Below are 18,885 nucleotides of genomic sequence, written 5' to 3' on the forward strand. Positions count from 1 at the left end.
ACCACGGGGGAGCTATGGAGCATAAAGAAACGTCACAGGGAGACTTTGAGTCGACCCTGAAAAAACATGCTCACCAGTTGGTCGAAAGCCTTGAAAAAGGCCACTTCGGCGACGCGGTGCAGTTGATCCATGAGCTTAACCAGACCCGTGACCGCGGCCTGTATCAGGAAGTGGGCAAGCTCACACGCGAGCTGCACAGTGCAATCGTCAATTTCCAGATTGATCCGCACATGCCCCAGGCCGAAGAAATTTCGCAGATCACTGATGCCACCGAACGCCTGTCCTATGTGGTCAGGCTGACTGAGGCGGCGGCCAACCGCACCATGGACCTGGTGGAAAACGCCACGCCGCTGGTCAATGGCATGGCCACCGAAGCACACGCGCTCAGCGTTGACTGGGGCCGTTTCATGCGCCGGGAAGTGGGGGCTGAGGAGTTTCGTGAATTGGCGCGTCGGGTCGACGGCTTTCTGTCGCGCAGCGAACAGGAAAACCGCACGGTGGCCAGCAACCTCAATGACATTCTGCTGGCCCAGGATTACCAGGACCTCACCGGTCAAGTGATCAAGCGCGTGACCCAACTGGTCACCGAAGTGGAAAGCAACTTGCTCAAATTGGTGCTGATGGCCGGCCAAGTCGACCGTTTTGCCGGCATCGAACATGACCGCGCAGCGATCCTCTCGGAAAAAGATCCACAAAAACATCTCGCCAAGGGTGAAGGTCCGCAGATTCATGCCGATAAACGTGAAGACGTTGTGTCAGGTCAGGATGACGTAGATGACCTGTTATCCAGTTTAGGCTTCTAAGGAGCACCCACATGAGCTTCGGCGCCGATGAAGAAATCCTTCAGGATTTCCTTGTAGAGGCCGGCGAAATTTTAGAGCAACTGTCCGAACAACTGGTCGAGCTGGAAAGCCGACCGGATGATGCGAACCTGCTCAATGCAATTTTTCGCGGTTTTCACACTGTAAAAGGGGGCGCCGGCTTCCTCCAGCTCCATGAGCTGGTGGAGTGCTGTCACATCGCCGAGAACGTGTTCGACATCCTGCGCAAGGGTGAGCGCCACGTCGACTCGGAACTGATGGACGTGATTCTCGAAGCATTGGATGCGGTCAACGGCATGTTCAGTGAGGTGCGCGAACGTGCGCCAATCACGGCTGCCACGCCGGAGCTGTTGGCTGCGCTGGCACGCCTGGCCGAACCTGCCGATACCTCGGTTGCGCCGGTCGCCGCGCCTGAGCCTGTGGTTGAAGCCGAGCCGGATGTGACCGACAGCGAGTTCGAACAGCTGCTCAACTCCCTGAGCGCGGTGAAGGCCGAAGCTGAAGCACCGCAAGCGGTGGCTGCGCCTGCCGTGCCGACCAGCGAAGACATTACCGACGCAGAATTCGAATCGCTGCTCGACCAGTTGCACGGTAAAGGCCAGTTTGCGCCGGACGCCGTGGCAGTTGCTGCTGAGTCGGCAGCGCCTGTCGCGCCTGCCGCGTCTACAAGCACTGACATAACCGACGACGAATTCGAAGCACTGCTCGACCAACTGCATGGCAAGGGCACGTTTGCCGCCGAAGCCTTGCCGGAAGTCGCCGCCATCGCGGCCGCACCTGCTGCCAGCGCCGCGCCTGCCAGCGTTGAGCCTGGCGCTGACGGCCTGATCTCCGATCACGAATTCGAAGCGCTGCTGGACGAGTTGCACGGCAAAGGCAAGTTCTCCGAAGTGGCCCCGGCCGCCGCGGCGACCGCCACGCCGATGGCCGCCAAACCTGCGCCGGCCAAAGCCGCCGCGCCTGTGGCTGCCAAGCCTGCACCGGCACCGGCTGCCGCACCTGCGCGTGCCGCAGCGGCGCCGGTAGCGGAAAAACCTGCGAGTGAAGCCGAAACCACCGTGCGGGTTGATACCGCGCGCCTGGACGACATCATGAACATGGTCGGCGAACTGGTGCTGGTGCGTAACCGCCTGGTGCGCCTGGGCCTGAACAGCGGCGACGAAGCCATGCAAAAGGCCGTGTCGAACCTCGACGTGGTTACCGCTGACTTGCAGACCGCCGTGATGAAAACGCGCATGCAGCCGATCAAGAAAGTCTTCGGCCGCTTCCCGCGTCTGGTTCGCGACCTGGCGCGCCAGCTCAAGAAAGAAATCAACCTGGAACTGGTGGGTGAAGAAACCGACCTCGACAAAAACCTTGTCGAGGCCCTGGCCGACCCGCTGGTCCACTTGGTGCGCAACGCCGTCGACCACGGCGTCGAAACCCCGGAAGAACGCGAAGCCGCGGGCAAGTCCCGCAATGGCAAGGTGATTCTGGCGGCCGAGCAAGAGGGCGACCATATCCTGCTGTCGATCACCGATGACGGCAAAGGCATGGACCCGGCAATTCTGCGCAATATCGCGGTCAAGCGCGGCGTGATGGACAAGGATGCTGCCGACCGCCTGACCGACACCGAATGCTACAACCTGATCTTCGCCCCGGGCTTCTCGACCAAGACCGAGATTTCCGATGTGTCCGGCCGTGGCGTGGGCATGGACGTGGTGAAAACCAAGATCAGCCAGCTCAACGGCTCGATCAACATCTACTCGACCAAGGGCCAGGGCTCCAAGATCGTGATCAAGGTGCCGTTGACCTTGGCGATCATGCCGACCCTGATGGTGATGCTGGGCAACCAGGCGTTCGCCTTCCCGCTGGTCAACGTCAACGAGATCTTCCACCTCGACCTGTCACGCACCAACGTGGTGGACGGCCAGGAAGTGGTGATCGTGCGCGACAAGGCGTTGCCACTGTTCTACCTCAAGCGCTGGCTGGTGGCCTCGGCCAAGCATGAAGAGCAGCGCGAAGGCCATGTGGTGATTCTGTCCGTGGGCACCCAGCGCATCGGCTTCGTGGTCGATCAACTGGTAGGCCAGGAAGAAGTGGTCATCAAGCCTTTGGGCAAAATGCTGCAGGGAACCCCAGGCATGTCGGGTGCGACCATCACCGGTGACGGTCGGATCGCGCTGATTCTTGATGTTCCGAGCATGCTCAAGCGTTACGCCGCTCGGCGTATTTGATTCTGGTGGGGCATCAAAGGTAGTGCCTGCCCCGCCTAACGGAGTGTTTATGGCAGTCAAGGTCCTGGTGGTGGACGATTCGGGTTTCTTCCGCCGCCGCGTCTCGGAAATTCTTTCCGCCGATCCAACCATCCAGGTGGTCGGTACGGCCACCAACGGTAAAGAGGCGATTGATCAAGCCATTGCGTTGAAACCGGACGTGATCACCATGGACTACGAGATGCCGATGATGGATGGCATCACCGCAGTCCGACACATCATGCAGCGCTGCCCGACCCCGGTGTTGATGTTCTCCTCGCTGACCCACGAAGGCGCCCGGGTAACCCTGGATGCGCTGGACGCGGGTGCGGTGGACTTCCTGCCGAAGAATTTCGAAGACATCTCGCGCAACCCTGACAAGGTCAAGCAGATGCTGTGCGAGAAGGTCCACAGCATTTCGCGCAGTAACCGTCGCAGCCTGTTCAGTGCGCCGGCGCCTGCGCCAGTTGCCGCGCCAACGCCGAGCACCTCGACGTTTGCGCGCCCGGCACCGGCACCGATAGCCCGGCCTGCGGTGGCGCCGGTGCGTGCCCCGGCTCCGAGCGCACATTCGCCTGCACCCAAACGCAAAGCCTACAAGCTGGTCGCCATTGGTACGTCTACCGGCGGCCCGGTGGCCTTGCAGCGCGTATTGACCCAACTGCCGGCCAACTTCCCGGCGCCGATCGTGTTGATCCAGCACATGCCGGCCGCCTTCACCAAGGCCTTTGCCGAGCGCCTGGACAAGCTGTGCCGCATCAGCGTCAAGGAGGCCGAGGATGGTGACATCCTGCGACCTGGCCTGGCGCTGCTGGCACCGGGCGGCAAGCAGATGATGGTCGACGGCCGTGGCGCGATCAAAATCCTGCCGGGCGACGAGCGCTTGAACTACAAGCCGTGCGTGGATATCACCTTCGGCTCGGCGGCCAAGTCCTACGGCGACAAAGTTCTGGCGGTGGTACTCACCGGCATGGGCGCCGACGGCCGTGAGGGCGCACGCCTGCTCAAGCAGGGCGGCAGCGCGATCTGGGCGCAGGACGAAGCCAGCTGCGTGATCTATGGCATGCCCATGGCCATCGTCAAGGCGGACCTGGCCGACGCTGTTTATAGCCTGGACGACATCGGCAAACATCTGGTGGAGGCCTGCCTCTGATGGATGTCTTGAGCCTGATTGGCATCACCATGGCGTTTGTCGCGATTATCGGCGGCAACTACCTCGAAGGCGGCCACCTCGGCGCCTTGGCCAATGGCCCGGCGGCGCTGATCGTGATTGGCGGCACGGTGGGCGCGGCGTTGTTGCAGTCGCCGCTGAGCTCGTTCAAGCGCGCCATGCAGATTCTGGTGTGGATCATCTTCCCGCCGCGCGTGGACCTGCCGGGCGGCATCGACCGTGTGGTCAACTGGAGCCTCACGGCGCGCAAGGAAGGCCTGCTGGGCCTGGAAGGCGTGGCCGATGCCGAGCCCGACAGCTACGCGCGCAAAGGCTTGCAACTGCTGGTCGACGGCGCCGAACCCGAGGCGATTCGCAGCATCCTTGAGGTGGACTTCTACACCCAGGAAAGCCGCGATATCAACGCCGCCAAAGTCTTTGAAAGCATGGGCGGCTACGCGCCGACCATCGGCATTATCGGTGCGGTGATGGGCCTGATCCACGTGATGGGCAACCTGGCCGACCCATCGCAGCTGGGCAGCGGCATTGCCGTGGCGTTTGTCGCCACCATCTACGGCGTGGCGAGTGCCAACCTGGTGTTGTTGCCGGTGGCCAGCAAGCTCAAATCGATCGCCATGCGCCAGTCGCGTTACCGCGAGATGTTGCTGGAAGGCATCTTGTCGATCGCCGAGGGCGAGAACCCGCGCTCCATCGAATTGAAGCTTCAGGGCTTCATGGATTGATGGCCATGCACATCGACCCGTGGCCAGTGAGCTTTATGCGGCGAGCGAGCTTGCTGTGTCGAGCGAGCTTGTTGTGTCGAGTGAGCTTGTTGTGGCAAGTGAGCTTGTTGTGGCGAGTGAGCTTGCTCACGCTGGGCTGCGAAGCAGCCCCAAAACCATACACCGCAATCCGCCTGAACAAACGCATTGCCTGGAGTGGGGCCGCTTCGCGCCCCAGCGCGAGCAAGCTCGCTCGCCACAGTGAAGCGGGCCACAGTAAAGCGGGCACCAGTGAAGCGGGCCACAGTAAAGCGGGCACCAGTGAAGCGGGCCACAGTAAAGCGGGCACCAGTGAAGCGGGCCACAGTAAAGCGGGCACCAGTGAAGCGGTCCACAGTAAAGCGGCCACCAGCAAAGCGGGCCACACTGAAGTGGCCAATAGGCGTCAGGGAGGTATCTGCCTGTGAGCCGTCGCCGCCGCGAGCCTGAAGAGCACGTCAACCATGAACGCTGGCTGGTGTCTTACGCCGACTTCATCACCTTGCTGTTCGCATTTTTTGTGGTGATGTACTCCATCTCGTCGATCAACGAAGGCAAGTACAAGATTATTTCCCAGGCGCTGGTGGGCGTGTTCAACGACACCGACCGCTCGATCAAGCCGATCCCGATTGGCGACGAGCGGCCCAAGACCGTGACCCCGGCCAAGCCGCTGGTTAACGACAGCGACGAAACCGCCGCCGGCATCGGCGGCACCAGCGACCCGCTCAAAAGCATCGCCGACGACATCAGCGCTGCGTTTGGCGACCTGATCAAATCCAACCAGATGACTGTGCGCGGCAATGAGTTGTGGGTGGAGATCGAGCTTAATTCGAGCCTGCTGTTCGCCAGCGCCGATGCGTTGCCGAGCGATCAGGCGTTTACCATCATCGACAAGGTGGCGGCGATTCTCAAACCGTTTGAGAACCCGATCCACGTCGAAGGCTTTACCGACAACTTCCCGATCAGCACCGCGCAGTACCCGACCAATTGGGAGCTGTCCTCGGCGCGGGCCTCAAGCATCGTGCGTATGCTCGCGATGCAGGGCGTGAACCCTGGGCGCCTGGCGTCGGTGGGTTATGGTGAGTTCCAGCCGGTGGCCAATAACGCCACCGCCGAAGGCCGCGCGCGCAACCGCCGGGTGGTGCTGGTGGTGTCCCGTAACCTGGATGTGCGCCGCAGCCTGACCGGTACCGGTACTGCCAATGCAACACCGGATGCGGCCTTGAAGCGGGCTGGCACACAAACTGCACCGCCAACCGTTAAACCGCCGGTTCGTCAGAGCGCCGTCAATTCTCCGTCACCGGCTCAATAATGTTATGTAATGTCTCGGTCGCGCCTTAGCCTACCGGGAGGAACCAACTGAATGAGAGTCTGGGCAGTTGCCAATCAAAAGGGTGGAGTCGGCAAGACCACCACGTCTATCGCCTTGGCCGGCTTGCTGGCCGAGGCGGGCAAGCGTGTGGTCGTGGTCGACCTGGACCCGCACGGCTCGATGACCAGTTATTTCGGCTATGACCCGGATGCGCTGGAGCACAGCTGCTACGACCTGTTCCTGCACAAGGGCAGCGTACCGGCAGATTTGCCCGGGCAATTGCTGCTGCCCACCAGCAACGAGAGCATCTCGCTGTTGCCGTCGAGCACCGCGCTGGCGACCCTTGAGCGCCAGTCGCCAGGGCAGAGCGGCCTGGGCCTGGTGATCGCCAAGACCCTGGCGCAACTGTGGCAGGACTTCGACTACGCAATCATCGACAGCCCGCCGTTGCTGGGCGTGCTGATGGTCAACGCCTTGGCGGCCAGCCAGCAGTTGGTGATCCCGGTACAGACCGAACACCTGGCGGTCAAAGGCCTGGAGCGCATGGTCAGCACCTTGGCGATGATCAACCGTTCGCGCAAACAGGCGCTGCCGTACAGCATCGTGCCGACCCTGTTTGACCGGCGTACCCAAGCGTCGCTGGGCACCTTGCGGGTGTTGCGCGATGCCTATCCGGAAACCATCTGGAACGGCTACATTCCGGTGGACACGCGCCTGCGTGACTCCAGCCGCGCCGGGCTCACGCCGTCGCAGTTCGACGGCAAGAGCCGTGGGGTGCTGGCCTACCGCGCATTGCTCAAGCATTTGCTGTCCCAGCAACTTGTGGCGCAGGTGGCGTGATGAACCGTCCCGTTGAGCTTAAGACCCGGCCGCAACTGGCACTGGAGTCCTACCTGGACGCCTTGCTGCAGGATGCGACGGCAGAAGAATTGCCCGAGCCGATTCTGGTCCTTGAACCTGCTGTCATTGAACCTGAAAGCACGCTGGATGAATTTCAGTTAGCGGTGCTGGAAGAGCAGGCGCGTGATGCCCATGTGGTGGTGCCCATTGTGCCCGTGCCCGTGGTGGTGACGCCCGCCGTGGTTGAGCCGGTGGTCGAAGTGCACCTGCCGCCGAGCATCACGCCGCCGCCGGCCACCGGTGACGGTCGCCCGTCGTGGGCGGCCGAGCCATTCGAGTGCCTGTTGTTCGACGTCGCCGGGTTGACCCTGGCGGTGCCGCTGGTGTGCCTGGGTTCGATCTATTCGTTGGAAGGCCAGGAGTTGACGCCGCTGTTCGGGCAACCGGAGTGGTTCCTCGGCATCCTGCCCAGCCAGGCCGGCAACCTCAAGGTGCTGGACACGGCGCGCTGGGTGATGCCCGACCGCTACCGCGATGACTTTCGCCAAGGCTTGCAATACGTGATCTCGGTGCAGGGCTACGAGTGGGGGTTGGCGGTGCATCAAGTCAGCCGCTCGTTGCGCCTGGACCCGAATGAAATCAAGTGGCGCAGCCACCGGGGCCAACGGCCCTGGCTGGCGGGCACCGTGATTGAACATATGTGCGCGTTGCTCGACGTCGCCGAACTGGCCGAGTTGATCGCCAGCGGCGCGGTCAAGACGATGCCACAGAACAAACGCAGTTGATTGAACAATAAGGGCCGTGCGGTTGCGCGGTCGAAGAAGCACACACTGAAGGGGTCAGGGGTATGAACAAGTCAGCGTCCGCACAAGGTTTGGATGATCCGATCCTGCAATGGGTTACCTTCAAACTGGACAATGAAACCTACGGCATTAACGTGATGCGCGTGCAGGAAGTGCTGCGCTACACCGAGATCGCTCCGGTGCCGGGTGCGCCGAGCTACGTGCTGGGCATCATCAACCTGCGCGGCAACGTGGTGACGGTGATCGACACCCGCCAGCGTTTTGGCCTGATGCCGACTGAGGTCAACGACAACACCCGTATCGTCATCATCGAAGCCGACAAGCAAGTGGTCGGGATCATGGTCGACAGCGTGGCTGAAGTGGTTTACCTGCGTCAGTCGGAAGTGGAAACCGCGCCGAACGTGGGCAATGAAGAATCGGCCAAGTTTATCCAGGGCGTGTGCAACAAGAACGGCGAACTGCTGATTCTGGTTGAGCTGGACAAGATGATGAGCGAAGAAGAATGGTCGGATCTGGAGAACATCTGATTGTTTCTTGAAGCGGCGGTGATTGTCCTGGCCCTGTTGTGGGCTGGGACCTTGGCATTCCTGCTGCGCTATATGCGCCAGCAACAGGAGTTGGCCGTGCAACAGGCCGAGCGCGATGCTGTGCGTGACCGGCGGATTCTGGATTTGGTCAAGCGTGTGGATCACTTCCAGCAGAGTGCGGTGAAGGTGGGGGATGAGGTGCATGAACTGCGCGCGATTCTTGGGCCGTTGCCGGATAAGTTGGCGCAGATCGAGCAGCGTGATCCTTCGAGTCTGTCGTTTGCCCAGGCGGCTAAATTGGTCGGCATGGGCGCGACGGTGGATGAGCTGACGCAGTCGTGTGGGTTGACCCAGGCTGAAGCGCAGTTGATGAGCAAGTTGCACAAGAGCTGATTGCTGCGATCCTCCTGAGATGCCTTAGTCTAAATGTGGGAGCTGGCTTGGCTGCTGTGGCGGTTTTTCGGTGTACATATCCGTTGCTGCGGTAACGGCGGCCTATGGTTCCGCTCTTACAGCGGGTCACTTTTGCAAGGACGCAAAAGTAACCAAAAGGTCCTCGCCCCACCACTCGGCACCTCGCTTAGGCTCGGTGTGCCCTCACTCCGGCTTGAATCCGTGGGCCGCCGCGATGGGCCATCCTTGGCCCAGCGCGGCTAACCCGGCGTCCTGCCGGGTTACCCACGGATTCAAGCCTGCGTTCGGCCATCGTGGTTAACGGGGCGTCTCAGATCAAAATCAGATCAAGATCAAGATCTACAGCACGGCGGCCTGAAAGCCGACCTGAGTGGTTGAATCAAAAGCAAAAGCGGATTTGCATACACTGAAGAGCTGCTTTTCTGTGGGAGCTGGCTTGCCTGCGATGCAGACACCTCGGTACATCAGGCACACCGAGTTGATGCCATCGCAGGCAAGCCAGCTCCCACATTAGACCGAGTTTGGCTCTGCTGTTGCTGTTGCTGTTGCTGTTGCTGTTGCTCCGGCCCTTACATCCTTTTCGATGACGAAGTCAGCGGTCTTTTGATCTGCGCTTTTGATCTTGATCTCAAATCGCCCCGTCAAACACGATGGCCGGAATTCGACAGTGATTTGGGGGGTAAACCGGCAGGGATGCCGGTTTAGCCGCGCTGGGCCAAGGATGGCCCATCGCGGCGGCCCCCCAAATCACTGTCGGATTGCGGGCATGCCGAGCCATAGCGAGGCACCGAGTGTTGGGGCGAAGACCTTTTGCTTACTTTTGGGTCTTTCCAAAAGTGAGCCGCCGTAAGGGCGGAACCCTAAGCCGCCGTTACCGCAGCAACGGATATGCACACCACTCAACCTGCGATAACGTTCGTCGCCCCAAATTACCAAGCCCGATCAAAAGCGCATCTCATTCTGGCTCTCCTGAGCCAAAATTTTGAGGGCTCACCAGCCGTAGACGCTGCACCATTTATTTTGATGCAGTCGGTTTTAATCGCAGGCTTGGAAACGGGCCTGACCCGCCGACGAATTAATTTTCAAGCGAATGGCTTTTTTCTTCTCGGCAAAGGTCCACATCCTTCAGGAACCCTTGAACCCTGGAGAATGCCCCCATGACCACCCCCAAAGCACTGTTGATCCTGCACGGCAAGCAAGCCCTCAATGAGGACGTGCGCGCTGCCGTGCAGGCCCGGCGTGAGCAGGGTTGGGAGCTGGCGGTACGGGTGACGTGGGAGGGCGGCGATGCCCAGCGCCTGGTCAATGAAGCCTTGGCCGACGGCTATACCCATTTGATCGCCGGCGGTGGCGACGGCACCTTGCGCGATGTGGCCGAGGCCATGGCCTTGGCCAAAACCGACGCCAGCCTGGTGCTGATGCCGCTGGGCACCGCCAACGACTTTGCCCGCGCCGCCGGTGTGCCGCTGGAGCCTGCACGGGCGCTGGCGCTGCTGGATGTGCCGCCCAGGGCCATCGACCTCGGCCAGGCCGGTGGGCAGATGTTCCTGAATATGGCCACCGGCGGCTTTGGCAGCCAAGTCACGGCAAATACCTCCGAAGACCTGAAAAAGGTGCTGGGTGGCGCGGCGTATCTGTTCACCGGGCTGTCGCGTTTCAGCGAGTTGAAGGCGGCGTATGGCGAGTTGGAAGGGCCGGGCTTTCACTGGAAGGGCGACTTGCTTGCGCTGGGCATCGGCAACGGCCGCCAGGCGGGCGGTGGGCATGTGCTGTGCCCCGGCGCGCTGGCCGATGATGGCTTGCTTGATATCAGTATTCTGCCGGCGCCCCAGGAAGTGGTCGGCACGCTGATGACCCTGATGAGTGATGGCTGGGGCCTGGACAATATGTTTGTCCGCGCGCGCCTGCCATGGGTCGAAATCAAGGTGGCCGAAGGGCTGTATATCAACCTTGATGGCGAGCCGTTGAAGGGCGACGACCTGCGTTTTTCAGCGCTGCCCAAGGCCCTGCGCGTGCATTTGCCGCTGGGCTCGCCGTTAGTCGTCCAGGCTGATGATCTGCTCGCGAACGGCGAATAACACCAGGCCCGCCACGTCGAAGATCTGCAGGCGTTTCATGATCTGCGAGCGGTGCGCCTCTACCGTTTTGATACTCAAGCCCAGGCCCTGGGCGATTTCCCGGGTGGACTTGCCGCGCACGATCAGGCGCAGGATCTCCAACTGGCGCGCCGTGAGGTTGTGGCTGTCGGCGGCGGGGGAGATCGGCCCCTGGCTGCGGATCAGCGCCTGGTTGATCACCGTGTGGGCAATCGCAGGGCTCAGGTAGCGCTCGTTGTTACGCAAGGCCAGCAGGGCGTGTTCCAGCTCGTTGGCAGTGGTGTCCTTGAGCAGGTAGCCATGGGCGCCGGACTCCAGCGCGCGCATGATCAGCTCCGGGTCGGTGTGCATCGACAGGATCAGCACCTTGCTTTTGGGGTAGGCCGCCTTGAGTTGCTGTAGCGCGTCGAGGCCGCTGGTGTATTTCATCGACAGATCGAGCAGCACGATATCCGGCTGCAGGGCGCTGAATTTTTCCAGCAATTGCGCGCCATCGCTGGCCTCGCCGATCACGCTGTAGCCTTGGATGTCCTGGATCAGCGCGCGTACGCCGGCCCGGATCAGTGCGTGGTCATCCACCAGGAGTAAGTTGCAAGTCACTCGAGAACCTTAGGGGAATTGGCCCGTTCGAGGGCGCGGGGCGCCCAGGGGAAAAGCGCGTCGATGCGCGTGCCTTTGCCTGGCTGGCTGCTGACAGACAACGCACCACCCAGTTGGTCGATACGCTCGCTCATGCCGGCCATGCCCCGTTGGCCTTCCAGGCTTGGGTTGGGCGCCGGTGAAAAGCCCAGGCCGTCATCGCAGATCATCAGCGACAGGCCTTCGGGCAGGCGTTGCAGGCGTACCAGCAAATTCTGCGCCTGGGCATGGCGCAACATATTGGTCACCGCTTCCTGGGTGATGCGAAAGGCTGCCACGGCCATTTCTTCCGGGATGCCGGTCAGGCGCTGCTGGCATTCCAGGCTCCAGTGCACCGAAGTGTTTTCCAGGGTCTTGAGCAGGTGCGCGCGCAGGCTCGCTTCCAGGCCCAGGCTCGCCAATTGGCGCGGGTTGAGGATGGCGGACACGTCGCGCACTTTGGCCAGGGTTTCGTTCAAGGTATTGCATAACACCGTGCATTGGCTTTGCAGATCGTCGGGCAGGCGGCGCTTGAGCCATTCGCTTTGCAGTTTGGCGGCGGTCAGCAGTTGGCCGATGTCGTCATGCAGTTCGCGGCTGAGGCGGTGGCGTTCGTTCTCCTGGACTTGCAGCAGGCGGTCGGCGAGTTCCTGCGGCTGGAACTTTATCGATTTGCGCGAGCGCCACTGCTGCAGCCCCACCACCAGCAACGTGGCCAGGTTGAGCAGCAGTATCAGCAAGGGCAAGGGCGCTGAGCGGGTGTAGGCCCACAAGCTGACCAAGAGCGAGCAAAGGCACAGGGCGAGGACCAGGCGGCGGGCATTGCTGCGTGCATTGCTGCGGGACACGGACCTTGCGATGAGTGACTTCAGGCTGGCGTACATAGCGGATGGAGCCAATCAAGGTTCGCTGCGGGAAGACCGGTCATGGCGGCTGACAGGGCTCTGTGTGGAATGCGGTGCCGGAACGTTTTTTTATACATGATGAAGTTGAGTCACTTCGAGCGGGGCATAGTACCACCACTATTACCGTTGGTCGCCTGGCGCCTTACTCTGGCCGGTTTAATATCCGCCAAACGCCGTAGAACCTGACTCTGTAGTTCAAAGAGTCCGCAGTCTGCTGTGCGTAGTTATATTAATCGAAGGTGTTTGTATCGATATTGCGTTGATGGCTAATTGATATATTGCGCCCACGCATCATTGACGACCGTTTAAGGCGCGGTCGTTTTTAGATAACTCAACGATCAAGTACGGCCTTGTCAGCCTTCAAGACACGTGATGGACACGCTGTTGTGGTTTATGCGTGAAGTCTTTCTGCGGGATCTGCAAGGTGACGGTCGCGATGAGTGTGGTTTGTTCGCTGTCGTCCAGCGTCAGTTCGCCGGTGCGGATGTCGATCAGCTCCAATTGCCAGGCCAGCAACGTCAGGCAGTCATGCAGGGCATTCAGTGCCTGGTCATGCAGCTCCATGGGGCTGGCGGCGTTGGCGATCAGGCATTGGATATGCCGGGAAAATTCGCTGATTGCCTGCAAGGCCAGGCCTTCGGCTTTTTCCGCCAGCTTGGCCAGGCTGGTTTTCATGCAGTCGATGGCATCGCTGTCGTTGCGAATCAGATGTAAATGGTGCAAGCACTCTTCTGACTTGGCCAAGAGCTTTTCGGCTTCCAGCAGAAACTCTGGAAGTGCAGTTTGCCATTCGTTTGCGCTATTCATCATGCAAGTCTCCGCAACATAAGGTCGGGTGATGAGATGCCGCACCGGGTGAATAGCGTAAAACTACCGCCGAAATATGACTGAGATCTGTAGCCTGCTTCTGAAATTCCAGTAGGACCGTTACTTGAATGAGCCGAGTAGCTGTGGAAGGCCCTGGTCATTCGGGTCATTTGCACAACTTTGGTTGCCGCCACGTATAAGTCTGGAAGACCCGTGGGCCGAGGGCTTGGGATGGCAAACAAAAGCCTGACTCCATTCATGCAATGAGAATGGCGTCACATTAATGGCTATTAGATATCGCGAATATCAGGTCGGGCCTGATTGTGCATAGGGGAATCCCTTACGCAGCGGAACCCTACGTCGATTTGAATGTCGCGCAAGGTCGCTGTACTGCCGCTTGGAGGACGGATTGCAGTAAACCATGATGTCAGTGTGACATCAATGAATTTACATGGCATTTTACCGGGGTCAAGGTCTGGCGCTTGCCGCCGATAACCAGCCTTAAGTGAGCTGCACAATCCCACATCAGGAGCTTTTAATGGCCGGCATTCTCGACACGGTAGATCAACGCACGCAACTGGTGGGTGAGAATCGCCTGGAGATCCTCATGTTTCGCCTGGCCGGGCGGCAACTGTTTGCGATCAACGTGTTCAAGGTTCAGGAAGTCCTGCAACTGCCAAAGTTGACCCTGATGCCCCAGCGTCACCCGTTTGTGTGCGGCGTGGTCAACCTGCGTGGCCAGACCCTGCCGGTCATTGACCTGTCCCAGGCCATCGGCATGCGCCCGCTGGTGCCGGGGCCGAACAGCACGATTATCGTCACCGAGTACAACCGTTCGGTGCAGGCCTTCCTGGTGGGCGGTGTGGACCGCATCGTCAACATGAACTGGGAAGCCATCCTGCCGCCGCCGGCCAGCGCCGGGCGTCAGCATTACCTCACGGCCATCAGCAAGGTCGATGACCAGTTGGTGGAGATCATCGACGTGGAGAAAGTCCTCGCCGAAATCGTGCCGTACAACGCCAAAGTCTCGCGTGAAAAACTTGAAGACCCGGTGCTGGAACGCGCGCGTGGCCGCGAAGTGCTGCTGGTGGACGACTCCAACGTGGCCCTCTCGCAATTGCGCGACACCCTAGGGCAACTCGGCGTGAAGATGCACATTGCCAGCGACGGCCTCAAGGCGCTGAACATGCTCAAGGCCTGGGCCGACAGCGGCCAGGTCATGACCGACAAGTTGCTGATGATCTTTACCGACGCCGAAATGCCCGAGATGGACGGCTACCGCCTGACCACCGAGATCCGCAACGACCCGCGCCTGCGTGGCCTTTACGTGGTGCTGCACACGTCGCTGTCGGGCAGCTTCAACGACTCGATGGTCAAGAAGGTCGGCTGCGACAACTTCCTGTCCAAATTCCAGCCCGACAAGCTGGTAGATGTGGTGCGCCAGCGCTTGATGTTGGACGAAGTGCCCGCCTGAGCAGGCAGCCTGTTGTGGCAGGCAGGCCGTCTTGTTATGGCAAGCAGGCCTGGTTGTGGCAGGCAGGCTTGTTATGGCAAGCAGGCTTGTTGTGGCGAGCAGGCTTGCCCTGCGTTGGGCTGCGAAGCAGCCCCAATAAACACACCGCGTAACTTCAGGCAAATCCGAAGCGCCTGGTTTCAGGACCGCTGCGCGCCCCAACGCAGGGCAAGCCTGCTCGCCACAGTAAGCTTACCGGTCACAACAGCTTCAGCGACCTTTGATTCTGGAAGTCCCGTCCTATAGGGTGGCGCTTTGTCCCCCTCAGGAATGCAGGCCCATGCTTCGTCTCAGCGCGCTGTACCGTTACCCCTTGAAGTCCGGCAAGGCCGAAGCCTTGCAGCACATCGGCCTGGATAAACTCGGGCTGGACGGGGATCGACGCTGGATGCTGGTGGACGAAGCCAGCGGCCGATTCCTCACCCAGCGGGCGGTGGCGAAGATGAGCCAGTTGTCGGCGTTGTGGAACAGCGCCGGTGGCCTGACCCTGAATTCGCCTGGCTTTGCCACGCTGGACGTGGCGCTGCCAGGCAGTGATGCCGAGTTGCGCGGCGTGACGATATGGCGCGACACCCTGCGTGTGCCGGATGCCGGCGATGCGGCGGCGGCCTGGGTCAGTGACTTTATCGGCAAGCCCACACGGCTGGTGCAGGTGCCACTGACCCGTGCTCGTACCACTGAAGCGGGTTATGGCAAGGACGACGACCAGGTCGGTTTTGCCGATGGTTTCCCCTTGCTGCTGATCGGCCAGGCTTCCCTGGATGATTTATCCCAGCGCATCGGACGCCCAATGGAAATGCTGCGTTTCCGTCCCAATCTGGTGATTGAAGGCAGCGAGGCCTTCGCCGAAGATGGCTGGAAACGCCTGCGTATCGGCGCTGTGGAGTTTCGCGTGGTCAAGTCGTGCTCGCGCTGCATCCTCACCACCATCGACCCGGCCAGCGGCGAGCGCAGCGCCGACCGCGAACCGCTGGCGACACTCAAGACCTACCGTGAGCAGGGCGGTGACGTGATGTTCGGCCAGAACCTGGTCAACGATGGCATCGGCGAATTAGCCGTCGGAATGCCCGTGACGATCCTGGAATAAAAAATGCCCGTCTCCTGCGAGACGGGCATTTTTTTTGCGCTGTAACCCTTAGCCGCGGTATTCGCACAGGTAAGCGGTGTCTACGGCGACCTTCAACTGGAACTTGCTGTTGGCCGGCACATTGAACTGGCTGCCGGCGGCGAAGGTTTCCCAGTCGCTGGCGTCTGGCAGCTTGACGGACAGGGCGCCGGACACCACGTGCATGATTTCACGCTGGGCCGTGCCGAATTCGTATTCACCCGGGGCCATCACGCCGATGGTCGCAGGGCCCTCTGCGGTGCCGAAAGCGATCGACTTGACGGTGCCGTCGAAGTACTCGTTGACTTTGAACATGGGTGAATCCTCGGAAAAGGGTCTGGAAAGGTCGGCCAGTATGCCCAAGGCCAGGGGAGCTGCCTAGACCGGCAAAATCAACGGTAGCAGGCGTGCGGTATTGCGCGCGTCTTCGAGTGCCCGATGTTGCTGGCCATGGAACTGCATCCCCGCCAATTGCAGCGCACCGTTGAGCCCCAAGGGCTTGTCCAGGCGCCGGGCCTTGGCGAAGCGCTGCTTGAGGTTCACATGCGCAGTTTGGGTGAGCGCGCTGGTCAGGCCATGGCGTTGCCATTCGAGTTCAAGCTGCGCGCGGTCGTAGTCGCCCCAGCTGGCCCAGCCTTCCAGGCGCGCTTGATGCTGGCCCAGCCAACGCTCGAACAGTGGCCACACCTCGGTGATCGGCGCCGCCGCGTCGATGTTGGCCTGGGTGATATGCGTGAGTTGGCGACAGAACGGCGTCAGCAAGGGGCGGCGCAGCGGCCGCACGAAGCGCTGGAAGTGATCCAGTTCGCGGCCCTGGCGGTTCACCAGGCTGGCGCCGATCTCGATGACTTCCATCTCTGTCACGGGCCAGCCGCCTTCATCCGTTGTGGCTTCAAGGTCAATAATCAGCCAATGGGGCATCGTGCAGGTTCCCGTACTCGTCCTTTCCTGATGGGGATAGAGCGTAGCTGGGCCGTGTAGTTCCGCCTAGGGTGTTATTCGATCTCCAGTAAAACCTGGCGATTACGCACTTGATCACCTGCGACGACCTGCACGCCCTTGATCACACCGTCGATGCCGGCTGTCAGCGGATGCTCCATTTTCATCGCTTCGAGCACCAGCAGCAGTTGGCCTTTGCTGACGATTTCACCAGCGCTCACGCGGATATCGACAATCGCGCCATCCATCGGCGCCTTGACGATGCCGGTGCTGGCGTCGGCCTGGCGGCTGGCGACGTGTTGGGTGCGGTTGACGATCTTCACGCCCGGCAGCCAGAGTTGAGTGTCGTCCAAGTGGTAGGGCAGGCGACGGCGGATCCCGTCGATAACCAGCGTGGCCCAGCGGCCATCGGTGGTCAGGTCGCGGACCTCGATGCCGTTGGCGTGCAGGTGGTTGCCCTCCAGTACACTGACGTCAAGGTCCCGCACCTCGTCGTTCACCGCCAGGCGATAGCGCCAGGGTGCATTGTTGCGCCATCCCGACAAGCCTTGGCGGTGGGCGCTGGCGCTGTGTTGGTAAAACAGCGCGGCGGCCAGGGCAAGCTGCTCATCCGTCGCGACGTGACGCGGGATGTCATGGAAGTGCTCGGCGATAAACCCGGTGCTGAACTCACCTGCGATAAAGTCCGCCCGCTTGAGCAGGTCGACCAGCAAACCCTGGTTGGTGGTGACGCCCAGCAACACCGTGTCTTGCACTGCGCGCAGCAATTTGCGCCGGGCCTCTTCGCGGGTGGCGCCGTGGGCGATGATTTTGCCCAGCATCGCGTCATAGAACGGGCTGATACGTTGGCCTTCCAGCACGCCATGGTCGATGCGTACGCCGCCAGCCGGTTCCCAGCGCAGCACGTCGCCGGTTTGCGGCAAAAAACCGTGGGCCGGGTCTTCGGCGTATAGGCGCACTTCCATGGCGTGGCCGGTCAGGGTCACGTCGGCCTGTTGCAATGGCAGCGGTTCGCCGGCGGCGATGTTCAGTTGCAACTCAACCAAGTCCAACCCCGTGACCAGTTCGGTGACCGGGTGCTCCACTTGCAGGCGGGTGTTCATTTCCAGGAAGTAGAAGTGGCCATTGCGGTCAAGCAGGAACTCCACCGTGCCGGCGCCGACGTAATTGACCGCACGCCCGGCCTTCAGCGCCGCTTCGCCCATGGCTTGGCGCAGCGCAGGTGTCATCACCGGGCAGGGCGCTTCTTCGATGACTTTCTGGTGGCGGCGCTGGATCGAGCAGTCGCGTTCGCCCAGGTAGATGAGGTGGCCGTGGCTGTCGCCGAACAGTTGGATCTCGACATGGCGCGGGTCAATCAACGCCTGTTCGAGAATCAGTTCGTCACTGCCAAACGCGTTGAGGGCTTCGGAGCGGGCGGTGCGCAGTTGGTCGAGCAATCGGCTGGCGTCGTGGACCAGGCGCATGCCACGCCCGCCACCGCCGGCACTGGCTTTGATCATCAGCGGGTAGCCGATGCGCTCAGCCTCTTGCTGCAAGGTCGCGTCATCCTGGGCATTGCCTTGGTAACCGGCGATGCACGGCACACCCGCCTCGAGCATGGCGAGTTTGGACTGGCGTTTGCTGCCCATCAGCTCGATGGCGGCAACGCTGGGGCCGATGAAGGTGAGGCTGGCGTCCAGGCAGGCTTGGGCGAACCCAGCGTTTTCAGAGAGGAAGCCATAGCCGGGGTGGATGGCGTCGGCGCCTGTGCGTCTGGCGGCGTCGAGGATGGCCGCGATGTCGAGGTACGACTGCTGCACTGGCGCGGGGCCGATGTGCACAGCTTCGTCGGCCATTTGCACGTGCAGGGCCTGGGCGTCGGCGTCGCTGTAGACGGCGACGGTGCGGTAGCCCAGGGCTTGGGCGGTGCGCTGTATGCGGCAGGCGATTTCGCCGCGGTTGGCGATCAGGATTTTGGTGAAGGCAGGCATGGGTTTATCCCTTGGCACATTGGGTGAATGTTCGGCCCTCATCGCAGCGATGCGGCGACCCGACAAG

Annotated in this window: 19 protein-coding genes; 12 read left to right on the forward strand and 7 right to left on the reverse strand. The window is 61.2% G+C overall.

The features are described from left to right. Positions 1–14: 14 nt before the first annotated feature. Genes P5706_RS09320 through P5706_RS09335 form a run of 4 tightly spaced genes read left to right on the forward strand, consistent with a single transcriptional unit; the run spans position 15 to position 4,948 of the window. On the forward strand, positions 15–803 hold the full coding sequence (locus P5706_RS09320; protein ID WP_285679055.1) for a protein phosphatase CheZ: 789 nt from the start codon (positions 15–17) through the stop codon (positions 801–803). 11 nt (positions 804–814) lie between these two features. Further along, complete coding sequence (locus tag P5706_RS09325; protein ID WP_285679056.1) at positions 815–3,037, forward strand: chemotaxis protein CheA; 2,223 nt, start codon at positions 815–817, stop codon at positions 3,035–3,037. A gap of 49 nt (positions 3,038–3,086) precedes the next feature. After that, entirely contained in the window at positions 3,087–4,208 is a 1,122-nt protein-coding gene (locus P5706_RS09330) for a protein-glutamate methylesterase/protein-glutamine glutaminase (protein ID WP_169984811.1), read from the forward strand. After that, entirely contained in the window at positions 4,208–4,948 is a 741-nt protein-coding gene (locus P5706_RS09335) for a flagellar motor protein (RefSeq protein WP_005790033.1), read from the forward strand. Before P5706_RS09330 ends, P5706_RS09335 begins: the two co-directional genes overlap by 1 nt. Here the strand turns inward: P5706_RS09335 and P5706_RS37015 are convergent. Continuing rightward, positions 4,930–5,352 carry a pentapeptide repeat-containing protein gene (locus P5706_RS37015; protein WP_352231388.1) on the reverse strand — a complete coding sequence of 141 codons (423 nt, stop codon included), beginning with the start codon at positions 5,350–5,352 and terminating at the stop codon, positions 4,930–4,932. The two genes, P5706_RS09335 and P5706_RS37015, sit on opposite strands and share 19 nt — an antisense overlap. Positions 5,353–5,390: 38 nt before the next feature. On the opposite strand from P5706_RS37015, the gene motD reads away from it, so the two are divergent. The 6 genes from motD to yegS all read left to right on the forward strand — a co-directional run bounded on the left by motD (position 5,391) and on the right by yegS (position 10,940). Next, complete coding sequence (gene motD, locus P5706_RS09340; protein WP_285679057.1) at positions 5,391–6,278, forward strand: flagellar motor protein MotD; 888 nt, start codon at positions 5,391–5,393, stop codon at positions 6,276–6,278. Positions 6,279–6,329: 51 nt separating this feature from the next. After that, positions 6,330–7,118, forward strand: a complete 789-nt coding sequence (locus tag P5706_RS09345) for a ParA family protein (protein ID WP_285679058.1) — start codon at positions 6,330–6,332, stop codon at positions 7,116–7,118. Then, positions 7,118–7,903: a CheW domain-containing protein gene (locus tag P5706_RS09350; RefSeq protein WP_200433525.1), complete on the forward strand. Its 786-nt coding sequence runs from the start codon at positions 7,118–7,120 to the stop codon at positions 7,901–7,903. The genes P5706_RS09345 and P5706_RS09350 overlap by 1 nt, the downstream gene beginning before the upstream one ends. Before the next feature lie 62 nt (positions 7,904–7,965). Beyond that, positions 7,966–8,448 (forward strand): chemotaxis protein CheW, encoded by a 483-nt coding sequence (locus tag P5706_RS09355; RefSeq protein ID WP_200433526.1) that lies wholly within the window; start codon positions 7,966–7,968, stop codon positions 8,446–8,448. Next, positions 8,449–8,841, forward strand: a complete 393-nt coding sequence (locus tag P5706_RS09360; RefSeq protein ID WP_285679060.1) for a DUF2802 domain-containing protein — start codon at positions 8,449–8,451, stop codon at positions 8,839–8,841. It begins immediately after the preceding gene. A 1,178-nt stretch (positions 8,842–10,019) separates the two neighbouring features. Further along, positions 10,020–10,940 carry a lipid kinase YegS gene (yegS, locus tag P5706_RS09365; RefSeq protein ID WP_200434035.1) on the forward strand — a complete coding sequence of 307 codons (921 nt, stop codon included), beginning with the start codon at positions 10,020–10,022 and terminating at the stop codon, positions 10,938–10,940. Here the strand turns inward: yegS and P5706_RS09370 are convergent. The 3 genes from P5706_RS09370 to P5706_RS09380 form a co-directional block, all read right to left on the reverse strand. Then, the gene (locus tag P5706_RS09370; protein ID WP_285679061.1) at positions 10,899–11,558 is read right to left on the reverse strand and encodes a response regulator transcription factor; all 660 of its coding nucleotides are present in this window, start codon (positions 11,556–11,558) and stop codon (positions 10,899–10,901) included. The genes yegS and P5706_RS09370 overlap by 42 nt on opposite strands. Continuing rightward, positions 11,555–12,460 (reverse strand): sensor histidine kinase, encoded by a 906-nt coding sequence (locus tag P5706_RS09375; RefSeq protein ID WP_285682691.1) that lies wholly within the window; start codon positions 12,458–12,460, stop codon positions 11,555–11,557. The genes P5706_RS09370 and P5706_RS09375 overlap by 4 nt, the downstream gene beginning before the upstream one ends. A gap of 381 nt (positions 12,461–12,841) precedes the next feature. After that, on the reverse strand, positions 12,842–13,291 hold the full coding sequence (locus tag P5706_RS09380) for a hypothetical protein (RefSeq protein ID WP_200434037.1): 450 nt from the start codon (positions 13,289–13,291) through the stop codon (positions 12,842–12,844). Between the two features lie 535 nt (positions 13,292–13,826). On the opposite strand from P5706_RS09380, the gene P5706_RS09385 reads away from it, so the two are divergent. Both P5706_RS09385 and P5706_RS09390 read left to right on the forward strand, forming a co-directional pair. Beyond that, on the forward strand, positions 13,827–14,762 hold the full coding sequence (locus P5706_RS09385; protein ID WP_017134971.1) for a chemotaxis protein CheV: 936 nt from the start codon (positions 13,827–13,829) through the stop codon (positions 14,760–14,762). Positions 14,763–15,081: 319 nt separating this feature from the next. Continuing rightward, positions 15,082–15,888 carry an MOSC domain-containing protein gene (locus P5706_RS09390; RefSeq protein ID WP_200434038.1) on the forward strand — a complete coding sequence of 269 codons (807 nt, stop codon included), beginning with the start codon at positions 15,082–15,084 and terminating at the stop codon, positions 15,886–15,888. Between the two features lie 48 nt (positions 15,889–15,936). On the opposite strand, the gene ppnP is transcribed toward P5706_RS09390, so the two are convergent. The 3 genes from ppnP to P5706_RS09405 all read right to left on the reverse strand — a co-directional run bounded on the left by ppnP (position 15,937) and on the right by P5706_RS09405 (position 18,818). Further along, positions 15,937–16,221 (reverse strand): pyrimidine/purine nucleoside phosphorylase, encoded by a 285-nt coding sequence (gene ppnP, locus P5706_RS09395; protein ID WP_285679062.1) that lies wholly within the window; start codon positions 16,219–16,221, stop codon positions 15,937–15,939. Positions 16,222–16,284: 63 nt separating this feature from the next. Next, positions 16,285–16,827, reverse strand: coding sequence for a 3'-5' exonuclease (locus tag P5706_RS09400; protein WP_285679063.1), 543 nt, complete (start codon positions 16,825–16,827; stop codon positions 16,285–16,287). 74 nt (positions 16,828–16,901) lie between these two features. Then, positions 16,902–18,818, reverse strand: a complete 1,917-nt coding sequence (locus P5706_RS09405) for an acetyl/propionyl/methylcrotonyl-CoA carboxylase subunit alpha (protein WP_285679064.1) — start codon at positions 18,816–18,818, stop codon at positions 16,902–16,904. Positions 18,819–18,885 lie beyond the last annotated feature (67 nt).

Origin of the sequence: Pseudomonas sp. ChxA, assembly GCF_030263855.1 — a bacterium.
GTDB classification, from domain to species: domain Bacteria; phylum Pseudomonadota; class Gammaproteobacteria; order Pseudomonadales; family Pseudomonadaceae; genus Aquipseudomonas; species Aquipseudomonas fluorescens_CB.